Raw genomic sequence first — 23,818 nt, forward strand, 5'->3', positions numbered from 1 at the left:
AAGCAGGTCAGGCCGCGGCGAAGACCGAGGCGAGGCGGGGGGCCACCGGCGCCAGCCGTACCGGCGTGCCGGGGGCCAGCAGGTCGGCGCGTTGGATGCGCGGTTCCGACACCTTGACGGCGGTGCCGTCGCCGACGCGGATCTCATGGACGACGGTGGCGCCCAGCGGCAGCCCCATCTCCACCACGCCGTTCAGCGTGTCGGCATCGGTCGCGGCCGGATCGACGCTCAGATGTTCAGGGCGCAGGCAGACGGTGACGCGGGAACCTGGCCGCAGGTCGTCCTTGGGCGCGCGCGTCTCGATCAGTCCGCCGGCATCCAGCCGCACCCGGCCGGCGGTGCGGTCGCAGTCGACCAGCACCCCGCCCAGCAGGTTGGCCGAACCGACGAAGGTGTTGACGAACAGGCTGTCGGGCGCGTCGTAGATCTCGGTCGGCGGGGAGAACTGTTCCAGGCGGCCCTGGCTCAGCACCGCGACACGGTCGGCCATCGACAGCGCCTCTTCCTGGTCGTGGGTGACGAGGATGGTGGTGATGCCGGACAGGCGCTGGATCCGTTTCACTTCGATCTGCATGTCCAGCCGCAGGTTTTTGTCCAGCGCGGCGAAGGGCTCGTCCAGCAGCAGGATCGACGGGTTGACCGCCAGCGCACGGGCCAGTGCCACGCGCTGCTGCTGCCCGCCGGACAACTGGCGCGGGGTGCGGTCGCCCAGATGCCCGAGCTTGACCAGATCCAGCATGCGCTGCGCCTCGCTGCGCTGGGTGGCACGGTCGACGCCGCGCGCATCCAGCCCGTAGGCGACGTTTTCCGCCACCGTCATGTGCGGGAACAACGCATAGTTCTGGAAGACGATGCCGACCGACCGGCGGTTGGGCGACAGGCCGTCGACGCTCTGCCCGCCGACCATCACATGGCCCTTGGTCTGGGCCAGAAAGCCGGCAATGATCCTGAGCAGGGTCGTCTTGCCGCAGCCCGACGGGCCGAGCAGGGCCACCAGTTCGCCGCCGCGGATGTCGAGCGTGACCCCGTCGACGGCGAGTGAGGCGCCGTAGCGTTGGGTGATCCCATCCAGGAGGAGCGTCTGCCCGCGTGAGGAAGTCGGACCGTTGGGCGAAGCGCTGACCATGGCTGCACCATCCCTTTCGCGTTTCCGTTCTATGCGTCCTCCCTAAGCAAACAGCATGCCGATTTTCGTGTTTTCCATATATTACAGTATGATAAGTATGTTCTGGAATACGCTGCCTGAAGCGTGGAATCGGGTATGCCGTCATCTTGAGCGGCGACCGGATGCAGTTGCCGCTTTTGGCGCCATCGCCGGGACAGCGGCTGGGAGATCGATGGATGTCTGTGCAGAGCGACGGTCTGTGGCAGGACGGCGCGGCCGCCTTGGCGGCGCGTCTGGCCGGTGGGGAGCTTTCGGCGCGGGCGGTGATGGAGGCGCATCTGAACCGGATCGCCGCCGCCAATCCCGACCTTTGCGCCTTTATCACCGTCGCCGCGGACGAGGCGCTGGCCCGGGCCGCGGAACTGGACGCGACGCTGGGGCGGACGGGCCCGCCCGCCGGCCCGCTGCATGGCCTGCCGGTGGCGGTGAAGGACCTGACGGACACCGCCGGCATCCGCACCACCTACGGCTCGGCGCTCTATGCCGACCATGTGCCGGCCACCAGCGACATCGCGGTGGCGCGGATCGAGGCGGCCGGCGGCATCGTCATCGGCAAGACCAACACGCCGGAATTCGGCTTCGGAGCGATCTGCCGCAACCGTCTGGCGGGACCGACGCGCAATCCGTTCGACGCGCGGCTGACCTCCGGCGGATCGAGCGGCGGATCGGCGGTTGCCGTCGCCGCCGGCATGGCTCCGCTGGCGCACGGCACCGATTTCGGCGGGTCGGTGAGGGTGCCGGCGAGCTTTTGCGGCGTCGCCTCCATCCGGCCGACGCCGGGACTGATCCCGGCGCCCGGCCGCGCGCTGGGCTGGGACACGCTGGCGACGCACGGCGTGCTGGCGCGCGACACCGCCGATTGCGCCCTGCTGCTGTCGGCGATGGCGGGCAGCGACCTGCGCGACCCGACGTCTCTGTTCGGTGATCGCGATGATGGATCGGACACTCGGCTGGGCGCCACCGCCGATTTCGGCGTCGCCACCGTGTCCCACGCAGTGCGGGAGCGTTTCGCCGAGGCGGTCGAGCGGCTGGAGCGGGTTGCCGGACCGATTTCGCGCCGCCATCCCGACTGCGCCGACGCCATGGCGACCTTCCGCACCTTGCGTGCCGCCCAGACCCGGCACGCCTTCGGCCCGATGCTGGCCAAGCATGGTGACGCGCTGACCGACACCGTGCGCTGGAACATCGAGGCGGGGAGCGGCATCACCGCCGCCGCCTATCTGGCGGCGCAGGCCGCCCGCACCGCGCTCTACTGCCGCTTCGTCGCCCTGTTCGAGGAGATCGACGTGCTGGCCGCCCCGGCCTGCGGCGTGCTGCCCTGGCCGAACGAGGATGGCGAGGTGACGGTGATCGACGGGCGGCCGGTGGAGACCATTCTCGACTACCTCGGTGTCACCGCCATTGTCACATTGATCGGCTTCCCCGTGCTGACCCTGCCGGTCGGTGGAGATGGACTGCCCTTTGGCATCCAACTGATTGCCCGTCCGGGCGAGGAGCGACGGTTGATCCGCCTAGGTCGGATGCTGGAGCGGGAGGCCGGGTTCGTTCATCGCTGGCCGCCCGCTTTGGTGACCCGATAAAATATCGCGCGTATCCCAGAGCTTTGCTGCTCCGCACCAACCTGTCGACCGAGCCGGCAACCGGGCAAATCTATGGGATTTGCGCTTGGTCATAAGGCTGGGATGGAACCTTGAACGGAACCGGCTTGGGCGATCGCCGCCTCCAGCCCAGATGGTACTGTCATGTGTGGACGACCGCTGCGGCGCAAGGGAAAAGAGAACTGGCTTGGCGAAAAGGTCGGGTGCGGTCATGTGTCCGGCCTCGAAGAATGCGGTGCTGATGACCGCGGGCCATGATGAACTCCGCGGGATTGGGTCCCGATCAACTTGCCGCGCTCGAGGCGCATGACAGTACGTGGGTCTTCCCAATCCCTGGCTCGAACCGTTTCGCCATCACCTCTCTCTGCACCCCCACACAGCATTGTCCTGTTCTTCAGCGTTACCAAACCGGACGGTCCAGCGACACGGTGGCTTGCATCCGATTGTGGAACAGACCGCTCGTCGGCGGGGCCTTGTTAAGCCCAGCGCCGCCGCAGGCGATGGCCCGCAGGGCCAGGCTTGAGAAGATTCCGCGGACGGGCGGACAATCCGCTCCGGATGCTCCTGGCGCTGACGGCTCAGGTAACCGCCGGAACCGGGACAGTCTTGCGGTAGACGTCGCCGCGGCTGAGCACCGCCCAGGCGATGCGGGCCATCTTGTTGGTCAGCGCGATGCTGGCCAACCGAGCCGGTTTGCGGGCCAGCAGGCCCTTCAGCCACTCGCCCTCGCCGGGCGCTTTGCTGCGGGCATAGCGGATCACCGTGGTGGCGCCCATGACCAGAAGACGGCGGAGCGAGCGGTCGCCTGCCTTGGTGATGCCGCCGAGCCGATCCTTGCCGCCGCTGGAATTCTGCCGCGGCACCAGCCCCAGCCACGCGGCCAGATGGCGGCCGTTCTTGAACGCGCTCGGATCGGTGACGGTGGCGGCGAGCACCGAGGCGGTGATCGGCCCGATGCCGGGGATGGTGGCCAGATTGCGGCTGGCTTCGGTGGTGCGATGCCACGCCAGGATGGCCTTCTCCAGGGCCGCAATTCGCGCGCTGCAGTTCTCGACCTGCTGGGCCAATTCCCCCAGGGCCAAGCGAACCAGCTCGGGGATCGGCAGATCGCTCAGCTGATTGATCAACTCGGCCAGCTTCCGGGGGCCCTGCGCCCCCACGATGCCGAATTCCGCCAGATGGGCGCGCAGGGCATTGAGCAGCATGGTACGCTGGCGGACCAGCAGGTCACGGGAGCGGTGAAGGACCAGAGCCGCTTGCTGCTCTTCGCTCTTGATCGGAACAAAGGCCATCTGCGGCCGGGTCACGGCCTCGGCGATGGCCGCGGCATCGGCGGCGTCGTTCTTCTTGCCGCGCTGGACGTAGGCTTTGACCCGGGTCGGCGGGATCAGCCGGACCTCATGGCCGAGAGCCCTGATGAGACGCGCCCAGTGATGAGCCGTCGCGCACGCCTCCATACCGACCAGGCAAGGCGTCAAGCCACGAAAGAACGCCTCCACCTGCTGCCGGCGAAGCTGCCGGCGCACGACCACCTTTTCGGCTTCATCAACGCCATGGACCTGGAAGACGTGCTTGGCAAGATCGAGACCGACGGTGACAATGCTCATGTGGACGGCCCTCTCGTCAGGTGGGAGTCTGCAACCACCAATCTATGGCACCTCGATGCCGGGAGCAGCGGTCGTCCACACCATCAACTTGTCGCCCATTCCGTTGCCTGGGCCGACGGTGGCGGGGTATGGGACGGCATGGCGATGCGCCCCGATCCCCGCTACGCTGGCTATCGCTATCCTGCCGAGATCATCGCGACGGCGGTTTGGCTGTGCTTCGACGTTGTTGCAGCGAGGCGGGGATTGCGGATGGCGGGGTGGGAACGTAGGGGAGGCGTCGTTGACCTTTCCCTGTTCTGATCCAGCCGATGCCGTTCAAAGCCAACGCCGCGCGCCGTCATCACATCCCCAAGCAGCGATACAGGGTTCGCAACTGGCAGGAGTATGATGCCGCGCTGCGGGCGCGTGGCAGCCTGACCGTGTGGTTCGGCGACGAGGCCGTGGAGCGCTGGCGGGCCGAGACCCGATCCACACCGGGCGGGCAGCACACCTACTCCAACCTGGCGATCCTCACAGCATTGACGCTGCGCGCGGTGTACCGCTTGGCCCTGCGGCAAACGGAGGGTCTGGTCGCCTCCCTCGTCCAGTTGCTCGGGCTCGATCTGGCGGTACCGGATCATTCCACGCTCAGCCGCCGGGCCAAGACCGTCACCGTCCTGGCCCCGCTGGCAACAGCCAACAAACCGGTGCGTCTTCTGGTCGACAGCACCGGTGTGAAGCTGTGCGGCCCCGGCGACTGGCTGGTCGAGAAGCACGGCACGCGCCGGCGCCGCGCGTGGCGCAAGCTGCACATCGGCCTGGACGCCGCCACCGGGCGCATCGTCGCCGCGACACTGACCGACCATGACATGGATGACGCCTCGCAAGTCGGCCCACTGCTGAACCAGATCGCTGAGCCACTCGAGGCCGTCATCGCCGACGGCGCTTACGACCAGAGCGCCGTCTACGAGGCCGTGAACGAGCGGCACCCAGGGGCGGCCGTGGTCGTGCCGCCGCGCTCCACCGCGGTGCCGAGCGATACCGCGCAGAGTGATCCGACACCGCGGGACCGGCATCTGCAGGCCATCGCTGACGGTGGTCGCAGGGCGTGGCAGGCAACATCTGGCTACAACTTACGCGCGCTCGTGGGGGCCTTCTTCAGCCGCTACAAACACGTGATCGGGGATGGTCTGCGCTTCCATACCGACGACCGGCAGCAGACCGAGATCGGCGTCGCCGTCCTGGTCCTGAACCGCATGCTCGACCTCGGACGCCCGGACTCCATCCGCATCGCGTAATCAACAGCGTCGGCCACGCCGTCAGAAGTTCCACCGCCTCGATGCAACAACGTCGGTCCTGCGCGAGATCGCCGGCGAGCGCCGGACGCGCGGACAATCGCCCGCCTGCTCACCAACGGCCGCCGGATGAGGTCCCCAATTGAGAGTTCGGTCTAACCATCCTGGCGCCCATAGCCGATCGGCGGCGGAGCCAGATCCAGAATGCGTTGATAGAGCCGCTCCGCCTCCTCCTTCGGTTTGATGCCGAAAAGGGGATTGTCGTTCTCGCGGAAGGCGGCGTCGATCTCCCGCCAGTCCTCCTCCGTCAGGACCCGTTCGGCCAGGGGGAGAAGCTGCTCCTCCTCGGTCTGGAGATGGGCGTATTCCAGCGTGGCATAGCGTTCGGCGGTGGCGAAGAAATCCTCCGCCGCGCCATCGTCGCCCGCCTCGTAGCAGAACAGCTGCCGTTTCAGCGTCTCGATCATCGGATAGCCCAGCGCGTGTTCGCGCTCCAGCTTGCCGAGCAGGACTTCGGCCTCCGGCGCGCGGCGGCGGACGGCGGCGAAGAGGAAGCGGTCCTCCTTCGGATGGTGCCAGTGGTCGGGATAGCTGACGATGTAGTCCAGGATGGCATGAAGCAGGGGGAAGTCGGGGGCGGACCCGCCGCGTATGGCGCGGATTTGGTGGCGCAGGGCGTGCAGCACCGCGGCGATGGCGAAATGCTCGTCCTTGATGATGCGGATGGCGTCCATGCTGGGTCGGTCTCCCCGATCTGGGTGGTCAGGATCAGGGCAGCGCGCGCGAGGTGTCGCCCAGCCGGTGGTAGGCGCGGTTGAAGTAGACGAGGCCGAGATGATCATCCCCGTCGACCTCGCGCTGGCGGATGTCGACGACCTGACAGTAGAAGACGCTGTGGGTGCCGACGCTGTGGGTATCGACGATGCGGCAGTCGAAGTTGACCAGCGCGCCGGCCAGCGCCGGGCTGCCCGTCTCCAGGCTGGTCCAGTCGGCATGGGCGAAGCGTTGGTCGGCCGACAGGGCGCGGTTGGAGAACACCTCCGACAGGGATTGCTGGCCGCCGCAGAGCGGGTTGACGCACAGCACGCCATTCTCCGTGAAGGCCCGATGCACGAAGGAGGACTGGTTCAGGCAGACCAGCAGGGTCGGCGGCTGGTCGGTCACGCTGCATACTGCGGTGGCGGTGAAGCCGGCCCGGCCGCCGGGACCGGCGGTGGTGATGATGTTCACGGCACCGGTCAGCATCGACATGCCGTTTCGGAAGCGGGAAACCTCAACCATGGCGGAAGTCCTTAAAGTATCAGATGTCGAGGACGAGCGTGTCGCTGCGGGCGCGCGAGCAGCAGAGCAGGATCTGGTCGTTGTCGGCCTTCTCCTCGTCGGTCAGGAAGACGTCGCGGTGGTCGGGCGTGCCCTCCAGCACATTGCACAGGCAGGTGCCGCACACGCCCTGTTCGCAGGACATCTGCACCTTGATGCCGATGCGGCCGAGCGCCTGGACGATGGTCTCGTCCTCCGCCACCCGCACGGTCTTGCCGCTGCGCTGTGCCACCACATCGAAGGCGCCGCCGCCGGTGGCGACCTCCGCCTGGAAGTATTCGCGGTGGATGCGGTCGGCGGGCAGGCCGAGGCTCGTCGCCTCGCCGATCACCCAGTCCATGAAGCCGGTCGGGCCGCAGACATAGAGATGCGTGCCGGCCGGCGTGGAACCGAGCAGGGTGGGGAGGTCGAGGCGCTGGCCGGCCGGGCCGTCGTCCAGATGCAGGGCGGTGCGATCGCGGAAGTCGGCTTCGGCCAGTTCGTTCAGGAAGGCGCAGGCATCGCGGCTGCGGCCGCAGTAATGCAGCTCGAAACTGCTGCCCGCCGCCGCCAGGGCATGGGCCATGGCGATCATCGGGGTGATGCCGATACCGCCGCCGATCAGGATCGAATGGGCGGCGCCGGTCGCCAAGGGGAACAGGTTGCGCGGCAGCCCGACCGCGACCTCGGTTCCCTCCTGCAGCCGGTCATGCGCCGCGACCGAGCCGCCGCGCGAGGCGGGATCGCGCAGGATGCCCAGCCGATAGCGGCTGCGGTCGGCCGGGTCGCCGCACAACGAATATTGCCGGACCAGTCCCGGCGCCAGATGCAGGTCGACATGCGCCCCGGCCTCGAAGGGCGGCAGCGGCCGGCCGGACCTGTCGATGAGGTCGAGCAGCAGAACCCCGTTCCCTTCGACCCGGCGGCGGGCAACCGTCAGCGTCAGCGTTTCTTGCGTCGTCATGACCGTCATTCCTCAACGCATGAAGATGCCGCCGTTGATGTCCCAGGCCGCACCGGTGGTGAAATCCGCGTCGGGCGAGGCCAGTTCCACGGCCATCCGGGCGACGAAGGCGGGGTTGCCCAGCCGCTTCACCGGGATCATGCCGATCAGCGTTTCCAGCCGTTCCGGTGGGACCGAGGCACGGACGGACGGCAGTTCCATCGGGCCGGGGGCGATGGCGTTGACGGTGACATTGCTGGCCGCCAACTCGCGGGCGAAGATCTTGGTCAATGTCAGGATGCCGGCCTTGGAGGAGGCGTAATGCGCGCCCGACGCCGTGCCGCCATTCTGCCCGGCGAGCGAGGCGATGTTGACGATGCGGCCATAGCCCGCCTTCGCCAGATGCGCGCCGAAGACCTGGCAGCCGAGGAAGGTGCCGCGCAGGTTGACGGTCAGCACCGCGTCGAATTCCTCCGGCGTGATCTGCATCACCGGGGTCATCGGCGTCATCGCCGCGTTGTTGACCGCCACATGCAAGGCCCCCCAGCGGGCCAGCACGGCGTCGAGCGCCGTGGAGAAATCCGCCTTGCGGGTGACGTCGAGCACCAGCGGCAGCACCGCCTCGCCGGACGGATCAAGGGCGGTTGCCGTCTCCTGCACCGCTCCGTCCGCGACGTCGGTCAGGGCGACGCGGTAGCCGGCGATGAGGAACTGTTCGGCGATGACCCGGCCCAGCCCCTGGGCCGCGCCGGTGACGAGTGCGACCTGTGTCATCCCGTGGGCTCCTTGTCAGAGGATGTAGCCGATGCTGTGCAGCGCGTCGGTGGAGTTGACCAGCCGGACGATCTTGCTCTTCAGCCGGAAGCCGTCGCCGCTGCGGGCGAGTTCGTAGGTAACGTCGGCGGTGTAGTCGCGCAGTGTCTCCTTGCGGAATTCGCGCAGATGCTGGGCGGCGCGGACGGTGACGGTGGCGCCGCCGTCGGTGAGGATGCGGAAGCGCGACAGCGAACGCACGGTGCGCGAGGCCGGCTGGGTCGAGACGGACTCGCCGCTGGTCAGGCGGGCGACGCGCTTGGCCCGCATGTCGGCGTCGTCATAGGCGTAGTTCAGCCGGTCGGCGAGGTCGGTGGCCTCCGGATCGATCGGCACGATGTAGAGGCCGTCGGCGGTCCATTGCGCCAGCCAGTCCTGATACTCGCGGTGGTCGAGCATATCGGCCTCCTGCCAGAGGAAGGCGCTGACCTCGGTGAGGAGTTGGGTGTTCATGGGCGTGTCTCCGGAGGTGTCAGGGTAGAGCGACGTTTTGCCCTCACCCCGACCCTCCCCCGCTGGGCGGGGGAGGGAGTAGGTGCTGATGCGGGAGAGTGGCGGCAGTTCCCTCGCTGCGATCGGACCAACCTTCGGTCGTCCGAGAGCGGGGGAGGGTTAGGGTGGGGCATCACCCCCGCCCCGCTCACGCCGTCATCAGCTTCTTCCACTGCTGGTAGGCGGCGCGCATGCCGGTCTCGGCGCTGACGTCGCCGGCGCGGCCGTCTTCGGTGATGCGTTCGCCGGGAAGTCCTCGGTTCAGCAGGATCCAGAGGTCGGTGCCGGCCTGGGCGCCCTTCTGCACCCGCTCCCAGGCTTCCGAGTCATCGGGCGTGCCGAAGCCCATCGGGCCCTGGAAGTGCTCGTGCAGGCGAAGGCGGGCGCGGTTGGCGGCGGCAGGGCCTCCGTCCATGGTGATGACGGCGTGGTGGATCTCGGTCTCGTTCACCGACACCGGGCGCAGCACGCGGAAGAAGGCCATCGAACAGGCGATGTTGGGGAACAGGTTCAGGTTGAAGCCCGACCCGCCGACGGCGCGGACGATGCGGCGCACATTGGCCTCGTCATGGCCCTCCTTGCGCAGTTCCTCCGCCAGCTCCGCGAAGCGGGCGGGGACGGGGGCGTCGAGGTTCTCCTCCAGATCCACCAGCTCGGGGATCATCACCATGACGCTGTGGCCGTTGCCGAGGTCCTCGACGAAGCCGGGGCCGTTGACGAAGTCCAGCATGCGTTCGGTCTGCTCGTCGACCGAGGACAGGAAGGATTTGTGGACGACCGGGAAGTGATAGCCGTCGGTGGTGTTCTCCAACTGGATCTTCCAGTTGCCGGGGAAGCGGAAACGGTGCTCGCCGGCCACCTTGATCGGATAGCCGCCGCCCTGCTTCATGAACAGGTCCATCCATTTCTTTGCCGGGCCGAGCCAGTCGGCGAGCGGCTCGATGTCCTCGCGGAAGGTGGCGAAGACCATCCCGGCATATTCCTCGACCCGCAGGCTCTTCAGCGGATATTCGCCCTTGTCCAGGCACTGGCCGTAGCTTTCCGGATGCGGCACGCCGCGCAGACTGCCGTCCAGGCCATAGCTCCAGCCGTGATAGGGACAGACGAAGCTGTTGGTCCGGCCCTTCTTCTCTTCGCAGACCGTGGCTGCGCGGTGGCGGCAGCGGTTCAGCAGGACATGGATCTTCTGCTTGCGGTCGCGCACCACCACCACCGGCTGGCGGCCGACATAGGTGGACTTGTAGTCGCCGGCCTCCTTCACCTCGCTGACATGGGCGACCCAGACCCAGCAGTTGGCGAAGATGCGGTCCATCTCCTGCTCGAAGATCGCCGGGTCGGTGTAGAGCGAGGTGTGGGCGCGGTCGGCGCGAACGAGGTCGGCAAGGTCGCGGCTTGCTGCCGGCGGAGCTTTGAGATCGATGGCCATGGCTATGGTCTTTCCGTCTTAAGGGCGGAGAAGGGGAGCGGAGAGGAGGAGGATCACTCCGGGACCGGAACCGGGTCGGGGCGGTTCCAGCTGTCGACCGGGCGGCTGAACAGGTTCTCGGTGCGGAAATGGCTCATGCGCCAAGCGCCCTCTTCCAGGCGGAAATCCACTGTCAGCCGGGCGGCGTTCAGGTGCGATCCGCCAGCGGCAAAGGTGGATGTCTGCAGCATGATCCAGCTGCCCTCCGCCGATTCCGGACCGGTGGTGCGGATCAGTTCGGAGGTCAGGAAATGGACGTTCAGCGCGAAGTGGGAGGGTTCGACCATGTATCTGGCGAACATCTCCCGCAGGGCCGCGCGGCCGGCGATCCGGCCGAAGGTCTTCGCGTATTTCTCGCCGATGCCCTCCCACACCGCATCGCGCGTGAACAGGCCGGCAAGCTCGTCCAGCGGCGTCGCCGGGTTCAGCGCGTCGCACAGCGCCATGTAGCGGACCATGCAGGCGCGGACGGCGGCCTCCGCCTCGAAGCGGGCAAGGCGTGCAGCCAGATCGGCGAGATCGGCGGGGTGGGCGGCGGTCATTGCGGAATCACAAGCTCGCGGCCGACGCGGGCCTCGACGCGGCAGTATTTCCACAGCTTGAAGGTGCCGTCGCCGACGGGGGTGACGCGGAACAGGTTGCAGGCGGCGGTCACCGTCTCGATGTCGGGCACGTCGGCCAGCACATAGGTGGTCCAGGGCCAGTTGGTGGACGGGCCGACCATGATCTGGTCGTCGTCCAGATTGCCGAGAACCGTGACGCCCGGCAGCTCGCCGATGCCGCGCATCATGGTGGAGAAGGCGCCCCACACCTGCTTGGCCTCCTCCGCCGTGGCGTCGAAGAAGTTCTGGTTGACGCCGATGCAGAACAGAACGCGCAGGGGCTTCTTGTCGCTCATGGAAGGTCTCCGGGGATGGGGTCAGAGATAACCGGGCAGGGGGGACAGGCCGAACAGCATGGCGCCGGCGTTCTGGTAGGTGACGTCGCCCAGGAAAGCGTGCTGGGTGATCATCTGGACGTCACGGACCTGGCGGGCGATCGGGCAGCGCTCATAGACGCCGGCCATGCCGGTCAGCATCTGCGCCCGGCGCGTCACGTCGGCGGCGGTGCGGGTGGCGTGGGTGGCCGACAGTCGCAGCATGCTGACCTGATCCGGCGTGGGATCGTCGCTGGCCAGCAGGCACTGCCACACCTCGTCGATGGCGCTGTAGAACCAGGAGCGGGCGGCCCGCAACTCGGCCTCCAGCTTCGCGGTCTCCAGCTGGGAGGCGGCGCGCTCGCCCAGTTTCGGCGCACCGGTCACCGACGCGCGGGAACCCATGGAGCGGAGTTCGTCCAAAGCGGCGCGGGCGATGCCGAGCGAGACGACCGACAGGACCTGTGCCGCGAAGGCCAGCGTCGGATAGCGGTAGAGCGGTTCGTCCAGCGCCGACTTGCCGCCGCGCACGAAGGTCCATTCCTCCGGCACCACCACGTCATCGACCACGAGGTCGTGGCTGCCGGTGCCGAGCAGGCCGACGACGTCCCAATTCCGTTCGATTTTAACCGCGCTGCGCGGCATCACCGCCATGCGCGGCAGGCCGCCGCTGGCGCCGTCGCTGCATTTCGGCGCGATGCCGACGCCGACGATGTCGGCGCCCATGCAGCCGCTTGCCCAACTCCACCGGCCCTTCACCTTCAGGCCGCCATCGACGAAGACCGCCGGTTGCGGCGGGAAGATGCCGCCGGCGAAGACGAGGTCGGGGCCGCGGGCATAGAGGCTGCGCAGCGTGTCGAGCGGCAGGGCCGACAGATAGACGGCGCCAATGCCGAAGCTGGCGACCCAGCCGGCCGACCCGTCGGCTTCGGCGATGCGCTCCACCAGCCGACAGAACTCGGCGGGGGAGCGTTCGTCGCCGCCGAAGCGGCGCGCGACCAGGGCGCGGTAGACGCCAAGCTTGCGGTAGCGTTCGATGATGTCCTGGGAGACGAACTGCTGCTGTTCGAATTCGGCGCGCCGGCCGCGGATCTCGGTCAGAAGCTCCGCGAGCAGAGCGTCGTCGAAGCTCCGGCCGCCGTCCTGTTTCTGCGCGGGCAGAGTCACCAACATCGGGATCTCCATGGCAGGCGATGGGGCAGGCGATGGAGGGAAGGCGCGCGTCCGCATTCGGAGCGCAACTCCGTCCATGGCATTGGGGAATGGGCGTTGGTCTTGAAGCGGCTATGCCGGACCAGACAATCGTTCGGCGATGTGGGCCGCCACCGCGCACAGCAGCTCGTCCGCTCCCTTGGCGGCGACCAGCTGCAGGCTGGCGGGGGCGCCGCCGACGGGGGCAAGCGGGATGGCGATGGCCGGGTGGCCGGACAGGTTGAAGGGGCGGACCAGCGTGGTCATGCCGACCAGCCGGCTGGTGTCGCCGGCATCCGCCACCAGCGGCGGCGGGCCGGCCATGGTCGGCAACGCGATGACCGCAACCCGCGCCAGAAGCGCATCGACCTCCGCAGTGAAGGCGTCGCGCACCGCCTCGGCGCGGGCCACATCCTCGACCGTGGTGCGGGCGGCGTTGCGCAGGCGGAACGCCACATCCTCGCCGACCAACCCGGTCTCCACCAGGGCGGCGCAGGCGGCCCAGGTCTCGACATTGATGACCGACAGCCCGGCCTCGAAGGCTGCGTGCATGCCGGTCAGGACGACGGGTTCCACCGGCAGGCCGGCGGCTTCGACCGCCCAACTCACCGCGTGGTTGCTTCCGTCGTCGGCGTCCGTCTTCAGCAAGCCGATGGTGATGCCGTCAATGGCCGGCGGCGGTCCGAAGGTCGGGTCGATGCCCGCCATGCAGGCGATCAGACGCTTCATGTCGGCGGCGAAGGGACCGACGCAGTCCAGCGTGCTCCGGGGCGGCATCGCGCCGCGCCGGCTGACCCGTCCGAAGGTCGGTTTCAGCCCGAACACGCCGCAGCAGGCGGCGGGAATGCGCACCGATCCGCCGGTGTCGGTGCCGACCGCGGCATCGGCCAGACCCGCGGCGACCGCGGCGGCCGAGCCGCTGGACGACCCGCCGGGCACGAAGTCGGGGTATTTCGGGTTCGGCGCGGTGCCGGCCCAGCGGTTGATGCCGGTGGTTCCGAAGGCCAGTTCGTGCATCGTGGTCTTGCCGGTGATCCGCCAGCCGGCGGCGAGCAGATTGCCCACGATTTCAGCGTTTTCCGCGGCCGGCGGAGCATCGTCCAGCGACCTGCTGCCGGCGCGCGTCGGCGTGCCGGCGATGTCGATGCTGTCCTTTATCGCGACCGTGGGCGCCGTGTCGCGGTCGGTGCCGCTGCCGACGAGGTCGAGCGTTTGAACGAAGATCGTGCTGGGCACAATGGTGGGCAATGTCATGGGCAATGCCTTCCCCGGTCTGACCGGTTTCCCCACGGATTCAGACGACACCGGGCTTGTCTTTCGCCGCCGGGATCGGAGCCGTTCGGGGTGGATGGGATGCCCAGAGCCTAACGGCGAGAAACGTGAATAGTCAATTGACTTTGGAAAAATAATTTTTGACGGCGAAGCACAAAATCCGAGCAGTGCTTTGGCGGCGACGCGGGCGGTGAAGCGGAACGAGATGGAGGGGAGCTTCTCTTCATCATGCTGATAAGGAAGGATTTTTCCGAAAATTCTTACTTTCCGGATAAGGCTTCATTCCAAAGTACCTGATCGGCACACTTGGTCGGATTTCGCCTGAAAAGCATGCAATGGAATGCCAACAAATGGGCAGTTTTTCTTGAAAAATCCATTGCGGATTCACGGAACTCTGGCTTAATGGGCGGCAAGAGCGACCGGCACCGGGCGTGACCACCGCAGGACTACACTGGTGGTGCGTGGTGTCGCCGCCATCAAACTCCCAAAAGAACAAAGCTGCCGGCCATTATTGGCCGGCGTGATGTGGAAGCGTCGTTGTTTCCTCATGTCCTTCCGGTATTCGTCCCGGCGGGACGCCCGATAAATGTTCGCGTCGTCTATTTTCGCTGTATTGGGTAATTGACGGGGTGCGCCACCGCTTTCATTGGCGCGGTCTTTGCTTTGTTCCTTTCGACAGAACAAGAGGTCGGGCGGCTGGGGGCTCCTTAGGGGGCGGGCCGCACCGGCCCGGCGGGTTCGGCGGCGAAAGTCCGTCGGACGTGGACAGACGGCAACACGAAATGGCGGCAACACGAAATGGAGGGTGTGGTGATTGCAAAGAAGCTGGCGGTCTCGCTGCTGTTCGGGGCGTTCGCGGTGGGCGCCGCCCTGCCGGCCGACGCGCAGGTCAAGGTCGGCGTGGTGACCTCCTCGACCGGCCCCATTGCGCTGGTCGGCATTCCGCAGAAGAACAGCGTGCCTCTGCTGCCGGCCAGCGTCGGCGGCCAGACGGTGCAGTACATCACGCTCGATGACGGCAGCGACCCGACGGCCACCGTCGCCGCCTTCAAGAAGCTGATCACCGAGGAGAAGGTGGACGCCATCATCGGCCCGTCCGGCTCGCCCAACGCCATGGGCGTGATCCAGTTCGCCGCCGAGGCCGGCGTGCCGATGCTGGCCCCGGTCGGCACCGCCGCGGTGGTGCTGCCGATGACCGAGCAGAAGAAATGGGTGTTCAAGACCACCCAGAACGACGACCTGATCGCCGAGGCGCTGCTGGAGCATATGGCAAAGGCCGGCATCAAGTCGGTCGGCTTCATCGGCACCGCCGATCCCTATGGCGACAACTGGCTGAAGGTGTTCGGCGAGGGTGCCGCCAAGCGGGGCATCAAGCTGCTGGCGAGCGAGCGCTTCCAGCGGCAGGACACCTCGCTGACGGCGCAGGGGCTGAAGATCCTGTCGGCCTCGCCCGACGCGGTGCTGATCGCCGCCCCCGGCAGCTCCTCGGTCCTGCCGCAGACGACGCTGTACGACCAGGGCTATCGCGGCAAGATCTATCAGACGCACGGCGCGGCGCTGCCCGACTTCCTGAAGCTGGGCGGCAAGAAGGTGGAGGGCACGATCCTGGCCGCCAGCCTGATGCTGGTGCTGGACCAGGTGTCGGACAGCCATCCGTCGAAGAAGATCGCCAGCGACTATGTCGCCGCCTACGAGAAGCAGAACGGCTCCAAGCCCGCCACCTTCGGCGCCAACGTCTACGACGCCGGCCTGCTGCTGGAGCGTGCCATCCCCGTCGCCCTGAAGGGCGGGGAGCCGGGATCGGCCGCTTTCCGCACCGCGCTCCGCGACGCGCTGGAGCAGGTGAAGGAGCTGCCGGCGACGCAGGGCGTCTACAACCTGACCGCCGCCGACCACAGCGGCTTCGACGAGCGGGGCCGCGAACTGATCACCGTGTCCGGGGGCAAGTGGACGCTGGTGAAGTGAGGCATGTGACGCACCGCCCGTGAAATGACCTCGTGAAGTGATCCGGCGGCGGCCCCGGCCCAGAGTCCATGTCCTGGGCCGCCGCCGGAGCGAAGGAATACCGGTCATGAACCTCCAGATCGTCATGCTGCTGGGCCAGGACGGGATCACCAATGGCGCCATCTATGCACTGTTGGCGCTGTCGATCCTGCTGGTCTTCACGGTGACCCGCATCCTTCTGATTCCGCAGGGCGAATTCGTCGCCTTCGCCGCCCTGACCATGGCGGCGATGCAGGGCGGAACCCCGGTCCGGCTGGGCTGGCTGCTGCTGGCGCTATCCGCCGCGGCCCTGGTCATGGACAGCCACGCCACATGGCGGCGCGACGGCCGCATCGCGGTGCGGCGCGGGCCGGCGCTGGGCGTCGCCTATGCCGCGGGACTGACCGCGCTGACGACGCTGCTGCCGCTGGCCGAGGCCGGCGTCGCGGTGCAGGCGCTAGTGACCATGGCGCTGATCGTGCCGCTGGGGCTGGCGCTCTACCGCGTCTTCTACCAGCCGGTCGCTGCGGCGCACCCGCTGGTGCTGCTGATCGTCTCCATCGCCGTGCATGTCGTGCTGGTCGGCGTCGGGCTGCTGATGTTCGGCCCCGAAGGCGCCCGCACGGAGCCCTTCTCCGACGGCGGCCTCAGGCTGGGCACGGTAATGCTGAACAGCCAGACCCTCTGGGTGGTGGCGGTGTCGCTGGGCCTGATCCTGGGTCTCTACCTGTTCTTCGAGCGCAGCCTTTACGGCAAGGCGTTGCGCGCTGCGGCGGTCAACCGGCTGGGGGCTGAACTGGTCGGCATCTCGCCGGAACTGGCGGGCAAGGCCAGCTTCGCGCTGGCGGCGCTGATCGGCAGCCTGTCCGGTATCCTGATCGCGCCGATCACCACAATCTACTACGACAGCGGCTTCATCATCAGCCTGAAGGGCTTCGTCGGCGCCATCATCGGCGGGCTGGCGAGCTACCCGGTGGCCGCGCTCGGCGCCCTGCTGATCGGGCAGGCCGAATCCTTCTCCACCTTCTGGGCCAGCAGCTACAAGGAGGTCATCGTCTTTACGCTGATCCTGCCGGTGCTGGTCTGGCGCTCCCTCTCCCACCATGGCGCGGAGGACGAGGAATGAAGCCCGGCGTTCTTTCCAAAACTTCCGCCGAAAGGCCGTCCCTGTCGATGCCCAGACTGTCGCCGTCCGGCTGGATCGTGCTGGCCCTGCTGCCTGTGCTGGCGGCCGCCCCGCTGATTCTGCCCACATATCAGGTCACGCTGGCCAACAACATCGGCATCTTCGCGCTGGCGACGCTGGGTCTCGTGCTGCTGACCGGCGTCGCCGGGATGACCAGCTTCGGGCAGGCGGCCTTCATCGGTGTCAGTGCCTATGCCACCGCCTATCTCGCCACCGTGTCGGCGGCCGACCTGCCGGCGCCGCTCGCCTGGATGGCGGGATCGCCGCTGGCCGGGCTGGCGGTCGGGCTGATTCTGACGCTCGCCATCGCGACGGTGCTGGGGGCGGTGACGCTGCGCCTGTCGGGGCATTACCTGCCGCTCGGCACCATAGCCTGGGGGCTGTCGCTGTTCTACCTGTTCGGCAATCTGGAGTTCCTCGGCGGCCACACCGGCCTGTCGGGCATCCTGGCGCTGAGCCTGTTCGGCATCGCCTTCGACAATGCTGAGACGCTGTTCTACCTGATCTGGGCGATCCTGCTGCTGGCGGTGGTGGCGACGCTGAACCTGCTGGACTCCCGCGTCGGCCGCGCCATCCGGGCGCTGCGCGGCGGGCAGCGCATGTCGGAGTCAATGGGCGTCGACAGCTTCCGCGCCAAGATGACCGCCTTCCTGGTCGCCGCACTCTATGCCGGGCTGGCCGGCTGGCTCTACGCCTACACCCAACGCTTCGTCAGCCCGGCCCCCTTCAGCCTGCAGGCCGGCATCGACTTCCTGTTCATGGCGCTGATCGGCGGGGTCAGGCAGGTCTGGGGTGCGGTGATCGGGGCGGCCGGCGTCACCTTCGCCAAGCAGTGGCTGCAGGATCTGCTGCCGCATCTGCTGGGCCGCACTGGCAACTTCGAATCCATCGTCTTCGGCCTGCTGATCGTGTTGCTGATGCAGCGCCTGCCCGGCGGCATCGCTGGCTGGATCACCAAGGCCTTCGAGCGGCGGCGTCGGCCCCAGGGTGCGGTGGAGGGTGTGGAACTGCCGACCGCCGAACCGCTGCCCCGCCGGCCGATGCCGGAAAAGGGCGAGGTGGTGCTGGAGGCCAAGGGCGTGACGCGCCGCTTCGGCGGGCTGGTCGCCAACCGCGACATCAGCTTCGCCGTGCGGGCCGGCGAGGTCCTGGCGGTGATCGGGCCGAACGGGGCGGGCAAGAGCACGCTGTTCAACCAGCTCTCCTGCGTCGACCACCCGACCTCCGGCGAGATCCTGTTCCGCGGCGAGCGCATCGACGGCCGCACCGCCCGCGCCATGGCCGGCGCCGGCCTCAGCCGCAGCTTCCAGCACGTCAAGCTGCTCCCCACCATGAGCGTGCTGGAGAATGTGGCCATCGGCGCCCATCTGCGCGGCTCCAAGGGCGTTGCGGCCGCGGCATTGCGGCTGGACCGGGCGGAGGAGGCGCGGCTGCTCGACGAGGCGCGGCGTCAGCTGATCCGCGTCGGCCTCGGCCAGTATATCCATGCCGAGGCGGGCAGCCTCGCGCTCGGCCAGCAGCGCATCCTGGAGATCGCCCGCGCGCTGTGCGCCGATCCCTGCCTGCTGCTGCTGGACGAGCCGGCCGCCGGCCTGCGTTTCCTGGAGAAACAGGCGCTGGCCGATCTGCTGGTCAAGTTGCGGTCGGAAGGCATGGCGATCCTGCTGGTCGAACATGACATGGACTTCGTCATGGGGCTGGTCGACCGCGTCTATGTGATGGAGTTCGGCGAGCGCATCGCCGAGGGGCCGCCCGAGACGATCCAGACCAACCCGGCCGTTCTCGAAGCCTATCTGGGAGGTGTCGAATGAGCGCGCCGCTGCTGGAGGTCACCGACCTCTGCGTCTCCTACGGCAAGATCGAGGCGCTGAGCAACGCCAGCCTGCGGGTGGGCGAGGGGCAGATCGTTACCGTAATCGGCCCGAACGGCGCCGGCAAGACGACGCTGCTCTCCGCCATCATGGGCGTGCTGCCGTCGCGCGGCCGGGTCAGCTTCCTCGGCCATGACGGGCAGTCGCCGGCCATTCAGGACATGGTGGCGCGCGGCATGAGCCTAGTGCCGGAAAAGCGCGCGCTGTTCGCCACCATGAGCGTGGAGGACAATCTGCGGCTCGGCGGCTTCCGCTTCCACTCGCGGTCGAAGCGGGAGCAGGACGCAGCGATGGAGGAACTCTACGTCCTGTTCCCCCGGCTGAAGGAGCGGCGCGGCCAGATGGCGGCGACGCTGTCGGGCGGCGAGCGGCAGATGCTGGCGCTCGCCCGCGCCCTGATGGGCGGGCCGAAGCTGCTGATGCTGGACGAGCCGTCGCTCGGGCTGGCGCCGCTGATCGTGCGCGAGGTCTTCCGCATCATCGCCGAACTGCGCAGCAAGGGCGTGTCGATCCTGCTGATCGAACAGAACGCCCGCGCCGCCCTGCGCGTCGCCGATTATGCCTATGTGCTGGAACTGGGACGCATCGCCATGGAAGGTCCGGCGTCGCAACTGGCGCACGACCCGCGTGTTGTGGCGGCCTATCTCGGCATGGCCGGCAAGCATCAGGAGATGCTCGCCTCATGACGGAACCCGACTGGCGAACGCATCGGGAGGCCGGGCACGGACATGTGGGGCACTGGCATGTCGGGATCGCCGGGGCCGGGGCCATCGGCACCACGCTGGCGGTTCGCATCGCGCGGGCCGGTCACCGGGTCGGCGTGCTGGCGCGCGGGGCGACGCTGGATGTCATCCGGCAGGACGGGCTGCACCTGACCGACCGCGAGGGCGAGCATCATGTGCGGGTGGCGGCCGGGCCGGCGGAGGATCTCGGGCAGCCGGGCCTGCTGTTCCTCTGCGCCAAGGCGCAGGATTTGCTGCCGCTGGTGCGCGCCGCCCGGCCGATGATCGGGCCGGACACGCTGGTCGTCCCGGTGGTGAACGGCATCCCCTGGTGGTATTTCGAGGGGGAGGATGGACGCCACCAGGGCCGCGCCGTCCGCGCCGTCGATCCCGACGGGGCGCTGAAGGATCTGGTGCCGCTCGACCGCGTGATCGGCGCCATCGCCTACATCACGGCGGAGCGGATGGCCCCCGGCGTCGCCCGCAGTTTCAACCCGTTGAAGCTGATCCTGGGCGAGATCGACCACCGCCCGAGCGAACGCCTCGCCCGCACCGCCGCCATGCTGACCGCCTGCGGCATCCACACCCAGGCGAGCGAGCGGGTGCGCGATCCCCTGTGGACCAAGGTGATCGCCAACCTTTCCTCCAACCCGCTGTCGGTGGTGTCGGGGGCGACGCTGCAGGACATCTACGGCGACCCGTCGCTGTCGCAGATCGCCCGGCAGATGCTGTCGGAAGCGCTGCTGACCGCCGCCGCCTATGGCGCGCGGATCGAGCTGGACCCGGCGTCCCTGCTGGCGATGGGGGCCGGGATGGGGCCGGTGAAGACCTCCATGCTCCAGGACTTCGAGAAGGGGCTGCCGCTGGAACTCTCCGCCATCTGCGAGGCCGTCATCGAACTGGCCGAACTGCAGGGATTGTCCATGCCGCTGACCCGCAACATCGCCATCCTCGCCCGCTTCAAGAGCGACAGCGCGCTGCGCGCCGCCGCGGGCCTGTAACCTCCATCCGAAGAGGACCGCAAATCATGATTACCGCGACCACCACCGCGCCGAAGCTCGGCCACAACAGCGTCGTGAAGCCCGATCACATCGGCGAGGAGGAGTGGGCACTGCGCTGCCAGCTCGCCGACTGCTATCACCTCGTCGATTTCATGGGCTGGACGGAGACGATCTTCAACCACATCTCCGCCCGCCTGCCGGGGCCGGCGCATCATTATCTGGTGAACCCCTTCGGCCTGAATTACACCGAGGTGACCCCGGCCAACCTGCTGAAGGTCGGTCTGGACGGCGAGAAGCTGGAACCGTCGCCCTATGACGCCAACCCGGCGGGCTTCGCCCTGCACAGCGCCATCCACGAGGCGCGCGCCGACATTCATTGCGTGATCCACACCCACACCACCGAGGTGTCAGCCATCGTGCAGAAGAAGCAGGCCTTCTCGCACAACGACTTCTACGGCGCCCAATTGTACGGCCGCGTCGGCTACCATGCCTTCGAGGGCATCACCCTGTTCGCGGACGAAAAGCCCCGCATGCTGGAGAGCCTGGGCGACAAACACATCCTGGTGCTGCGCAACCACGGCATTGCGGTCGGCGAATCCAGCATCGCCAAGACCTTCTTCCTGCTGTGGACGGTGCAGCGCGCCGCCGAGATCCAGACGCTGGCCGACAGCATGCGCAGCGAGGATGTGGAGCTGTCCACCGAGGTCCGGCAGAAATGCAGCGACCTGACTGCCATGCTGATCCGCGACAGCGGCTTTGCCATGAAGTTCTTCGACGCCATGGTTCGCAAGATGCGGGCGGAGCGCGAGCCGGGCTGGTGAGCAGTCGCGCTGTAAGGCGTTTGGCAAGCTAACCGGCCATTGGTACAACAGGGCCCCGGCCTCGCCAAACGCTGGACAGACATTGGGCATCATGGCCATCACCAAGAAGCTTCGCCGCTACATCCCGTCCGACCCCGAGTTCCAAGTCGAGGAATTCCCCTTCTACTGGCTTGCCCGCGTCCAGGGCATCTACACGCAGAAGATGGAAATGGCGCTGAAGCGGATCGGCACCGACATCCCGACTTGGCGGGTGCTGTTCATCTTGAAGACGCACGGCACCTCGAGCATTTCGGAGATCTCGACCCACGCCATCGTCAAGCTGTCGACGATGACCCGTATTGTCTATCGCATGAAGGCGGAGGGGCTAGTCGACACCGGCACCAACGCCGAGGACGGCCGCGTCACCGAGGTGACGATGACGCCGGCCGGCCACGCGCTGGTGGAGCGCATCCAGGATGCGACCGGGCGGCTGTTCGCCCGCAGCTTCGAGGGGCTGTCGGAATCGCAGATCGCTAAGCTGAACGCTACCCTGCAGCAGCTTTACGACAATCTCGCGGAGGATTGAGCCGTCCCCCCTAGCTTTCGTTTGCAGTAGAATTTGCGCCAGGGGCGGCGTGTTGCAGCGAGGCGACGAGTTCCGGAGATGGCTCTGTTGCAAAGTTGGCCGGCAGGCGGCGGAATGGCTGGAGGTTGGACGGAGCCAAGCCGTGTCGGACTTCAAAGGTCGCCACTTCGAGGGTGAAATCGTGCTCTGGGCAGTGCGGTGGTATTGCCGGTACGGCATCAGCTATCGCGACCTTGAGCAGATGATGGCCGAGCGTGGCGTTTCGGTCGATCACCCGACCATTTACCGCTGGGTCCAGAAGTATGCGCCGGAGATCGAGAAGCGACTACGCTGGCAGTGGCGCTGTCCGCGGTCGACCAGCTGGCGGGTTGACGAGACCTACGTGAAGGTGGGCGGCAAGTGAGCCTACCTATACCGAGCTGTCGACAAGCATGGCAACACCATCGACTTCTACCTCTCTTCCGCGAGAAACACCGCCGCCGCCAAGCGCTTCCTGTCCAAGGCGCTGAACGGCTTGAAGGCGTGGGAGACGTCGACGGTCATCAACACCGACAAGGCGCCACCTTATGGGCCAGCCCTGGCGGAACTGAAGGCCGAGGGCAAATGCCCGGAGGACACGGAGCACCGGCAGGTCAAATACTTGAACAATGTGGTGGAAGCCGACCATGGCAAGCTGAAGCAGTTGATTCGCCCGGTGCGGGGCTTCAAGACCCCGAAGACAGCCTACGCAACGATCAAGGGCTTTGAGGTGATGCGGGCGCTTCGCAAAGGCCAAGCATCCAGCTTCAACATCACCCGCGACGGCTTTGTCACGAAAACGGGGCCGGCGCGCAGCATGCTTCGATTTCCCGACAGGCTCACGCCGCAGCGGTGGCTGCTTGCCAGTCGGCCCTGGCCCGCGCCCGGAAGGTGCGCAGGGTACGACGGGATACCAGGTGGCGTTGGAGGTTGAAGCAATTGTAGACGGCGGCGTGCAGGGAAACGAAGCGCTGAGCGGACGCGGGCGATTTGAACCGCTGCATCTTCCGCTCGCGTCGCCGCACCGGCTGGTGCGAGACTTCGGCGCGGTTGTTCGTTCGACGCCCTTGTTCATGGTGGGCGGTCAAACCGAGTTCGCGGAAAGCGGCCCTGTAGGACCGGAGCTTGTCGGTCGTGACCTGGGTGGGCGCGAAACCGTGCTTCTTCAGCAGCTTGCGCATCAACTTCAACGCCGCAGCCTTGTCGCGTCGGCGCTGGACGAGCACCTCCAGCACCTCGCCTTCATCATCGACGGCCCGCCACAAGTACATGAGCCGGCCGCCGACCCTGATCACCATCTCGTCCAGGTGCCAGGGTGGGCTGGGCTTGGGACGCAATCGCCGCAGGTTGCCGGCGATGGCCGGTCCAAACGTCAGGACCCAGCGGCGGATGGTCTCGTAGGATACGTCCACGCCGCGTTCGGCCAGCAGCTCCTCGACATCCCGGTAGCTTAGTGTGAACCGGAGATAGAGCCAGATTGCATGCTGGATGATCGCGGGCGGGAAGTGGTGGCGGGCATACGAGAGCGGCGGCATCCCGCGAGGTTACCGTCACGACCGACAGGCCACCATCGTTGATGTGACAATGCCCCCGGCGGACCAGACACGCCTGTGGCC

Annotated in this window: 22 protein-coding genes and 1 pseudogene; 10 read left to right on the forward strand and 13 right to left on the reverse strand. The window is 67.4% G+C overall.

Annotated features, from left to right (window positions below):
• Positions 1–7 precede the first annotated feature (7 nt).
• Positions 8–1,126 carry an ABC transporter ATP-binding protein gene (locus ACCD06_RS23590; protein ID WP_109157124.1) on the reverse strand — a complete coding sequence of 373 codons (1,119 nt, stop codon included), beginning with the start codon at positions 1,124–1,126 and terminating at the stop codon, positions 8–10.
• Positions 1,127–1,341: 215 nt separating this feature from the next.
• Here ACCD06_RS23590 and ACCD06_RS23595 point away from each other — a divergent pair, with 215 nt between their 5' ends.
• Positions 1,342–2,745 (forward strand): amidase, encoded by a 1,404-nt coding sequence (locus ACCD06_RS23595; RefSeq protein ID WP_413343941.1) that lies wholly within the window; start codon positions 1,342–1,344, stop codon positions 2,743–2,745.
• A gap of 596 nt (positions 2,746–3,341) precedes the next feature.
• On the opposite strand, the gene ACCD06_RS23600 is transcribed toward ACCD06_RS23595, so the two are convergent.
• Positions 3,342–4,370 carry an IS110 family transposase gene (locus ACCD06_RS23600; RefSeq protein WP_413343943.1) on the reverse strand — a complete coding sequence of 343 codons (1,029 nt, stop codon included), beginning with the start codon at positions 4,368–4,370 and terminating at the stop codon, positions 3,342–3,344.
• A gap of 308 nt (positions 4,371–4,678) precedes the next feature.
• On the opposite strand from ACCD06_RS23600, the gene ACCD06_RS23605 reads away from it, so the two are divergent.
• On the forward strand, positions 4,679–5,647 hold the full coding sequence (locus ACCD06_RS23605; protein WP_413343945.1) for an IS5 family transposase: 969 nt from the start codon (positions 4,679–4,681) through the stop codon (positions 5,645–5,647).
• Positions 5,648–5,799: 152 nt separating this feature from the next.
• Here ACCD06_RS23605 and ACCD06_RS23610 read toward each other — a convergent pair whose 3' ends face one another.
• The 10 genes from ACCD06_RS23610 to ACCD06_RS23655 all read right to left on the reverse strand — a co-directional run bounded on the left by ACCD06_RS23610 (position 5,800) and on the right by ACCD06_RS23655 (position 14,017).
• Positions 5,800–6,378 carry a hemerythrin domain-containing protein gene (locus ACCD06_RS23610; RefSeq protein WP_413343947.1) on the reverse strand — a complete coding sequence of 193 codons (579 nt, stop codon included), beginning with the start codon at positions 6,376–6,378 and terminating at the stop codon, positions 5,800–5,802.
• Between the two features lie 34 nt (positions 6,379–6,412).
• Positions 6,413–6,925, reverse strand: a complete 513-nt coding sequence (locus tag ACCD06_RS23615; protein ID WP_109157383.1) for a flavin reductase — start codon at positions 6,923–6,925, stop codon at positions 6,413–6,415.
• A gap of 19 nt (positions 6,926–6,944) precedes the next feature.
• A complete protein-coding gene (locus tag ACCD06_RS23620) occupies positions 6,945–7,907 on the reverse strand; it encodes a PDR/VanB family oxidoreductase (protein ID WP_109157396.1) in 963 nt (320 codons plus the stop codon).
• Positions 7,908–7,919: 12 nt separating this feature from the next.
• Entirely contained in the window at positions 7,920–8,660 is a 741-nt protein-coding gene (locus tag ACCD06_RS23625) for an SDR family NAD(P)-dependent oxidoreductase (RefSeq protein WP_109157384.1), read from the reverse strand.
• Between the two features lie 15 nt (positions 8,661–8,675).
• Positions 8,676–9,152 carry an aromatic-ring-hydroxylating dioxygenase subunit beta gene (locus ACCD06_RS23630; protein WP_109157385.1) on the reverse strand — a complete coding sequence of 159 codons (477 nt, stop codon included), beginning with the start codon at positions 9,150–9,152 and terminating at the stop codon, positions 8,676–8,678.
• 187 nt (positions 9,153–9,339) lie between these two features.
• The gene (locus ACCD06_RS23635) at positions 9,340–10,617 is read right to left on the reverse strand and encodes an aromatic ring-hydroxylating oxygenase subunit alpha (RefSeq protein WP_413343950.1); all 1,278 of its coding nucleotides are present in this window, start codon (positions 10,615–10,617) and stop codon (positions 9,340–9,342) included.
• A 53-nt stretch (positions 10,618–10,670) separates the two neighbouring features.
• A complete protein-coding gene (locus tag ACCD06_RS23640) occupies positions 10,671–11,198 on the reverse strand; it encodes a nuclear transport factor 2 family protein (RefSeq protein WP_109157387.1) in 528 nt (175 codons plus the stop codon).
• Entirely contained in the window at positions 11,195–11,554 is a 360-nt protein-coding gene (locus ACCD06_RS23645) for an IacB protein (RefSeq protein WP_109157388.1), read from the reverse strand. Before ACCD06_RS23645 ends, ACCD06_RS23640 begins: the two co-directional genes overlap by 4 nt.
• Before the next feature lie 21 nt (positions 11,555–11,575).
• A complete protein-coding gene (locus tag ACCD06_RS23650; protein ID WP_109157397.1) occupies positions 11,576–12,745 on the reverse strand; it encodes an acyl-CoA dehydrogenase family protein in 1,170 nt (389 codons plus the stop codon).
• Positions 12,746–12,856: 111 nt separating this feature from the next.
• Entirely contained in the window at positions 12,857–14,017 is a 1,161-nt protein-coding gene (locus ACCD06_RS23655; protein ID WP_109157389.1) for an amidase, read from the reverse strand.
• Positions 14,018–14,845: 828 nt separating this feature from the next.
• Here ACCD06_RS23655 and ACCD06_RS23660 point away from each other — a divergent pair.
• The 8 genes and pseudogenes from ACCD06_RS23660 (at position 14,846) to ACCD06_RS23695 (ending at position 23,136) form a co-directional block, all read left to right on the forward strand.
• Complete coding sequence (locus tag ACCD06_RS23660; protein ID WP_199232130.1) at positions 14,846–16,000, forward strand: ABC transporter substrate-binding protein; 1,155 nt, start codon at positions 14,846–14,848, stop codon at positions 15,998–16,000.
• Between the two features lie 106 nt (positions 16,001–16,106).
• Positions 16,107–17,144, forward strand: coding sequence for a branched-chain amino acid ABC transporter permease (locus tag ACCD06_RS23665; protein WP_109157391.1), 1,038 nt, complete (start codon positions 16,107–16,109; stop codon positions 17,142–17,144).
• Positions 17,145–17,191: 47 nt separating this feature from the next.
• Positions 17,192–19,015: an ABC transporter permease subunit gene (locus ACCD06_RS23670; RefSeq protein WP_247871640.1), complete on the forward strand. Its 1,824-nt coding sequence runs from the start codon at positions 17,192–17,194 to the stop codon at positions 19,013–19,015.
• The gene (locus ACCD06_RS23675; protein WP_109157393.1) at positions 19,012–19,761 is read left to right on the forward strand and encodes an ABC transporter ATP-binding protein; all 750 of its coding nucleotides are present in this window, start codon (positions 19,012–19,014) and stop codon (positions 19,759–19,761) included. Before ACCD06_RS23670 ends, ACCD06_RS23675 begins: the two co-directional genes overlap by 4 nt.
• Positions 19,758–20,798: a ketopantoate reductase family protein gene (locus ACCD06_RS23680; RefSeq protein ID WP_109157394.1), complete on the forward strand. Its 1,041-nt coding sequence runs from the start codon at positions 19,758–19,760 to the stop codon at positions 20,796–20,798. The genes ACCD06_RS23675 and ACCD06_RS23680 overlap by 4 nt, the downstream gene beginning before the upstream one ends.
• 26 nt (positions 20,799–20,824) lie before the next feature.
• Positions 20,825–21,619, forward strand: coding sequence for a class II aldolase/adducin family protein (locus tag ACCD06_RS23685; protein ID WP_109157395.1), 795 nt, complete (start codon positions 20,825–20,827; stop codon positions 21,617–21,619).
• A gap of 91 nt (positions 21,620–21,710) precedes the next feature.
• Positions 21,711–22,184, forward strand: a complete 474-nt coding sequence (locus ACCD06_RS23690; RefSeq protein WP_413343956.1) for a MarR family winged helix-turn-helix transcriptional regulator — start codon at positions 21,711–21,713, stop codon at positions 22,182–22,184.
• 142 nt (positions 22,185–22,326) lie between these two features.
• Positions 22,327–23,136, forward strand: a pseudogene (locus ACCD06_RS23695) (IS6 family transposase).
• Here ACCD06_RS23695 and ACCD06_RS23700 read toward each other — a convergent pair.
• Positions 23,042–23,737 (reverse strand): IS6 family transposase, encoded by a 696-nt coding sequence (locus tag ACCD06_RS23700; protein WP_413343926.1) that lies wholly within the window; start codon positions 23,735–23,737, stop codon positions 23,042–23,044. The pseudogene ACCD06_RS23695 and the gene ACCD06_RS23700 sit on opposite strands and share 95 nt — an antisense overlap.
• Between the last annotated feature and the right edge of the window lie 81 nt (positions 23,738–23,818).

This window comes from Azospirillum sp. CT11-132 (assembly GCF_047302835.1).
Taxonomy (GTDB): domain Bacteria; phylum Pseudomonadota; class Alphaproteobacteria; order Azospirillales; family Azospirillaceae; genus Azospirillum.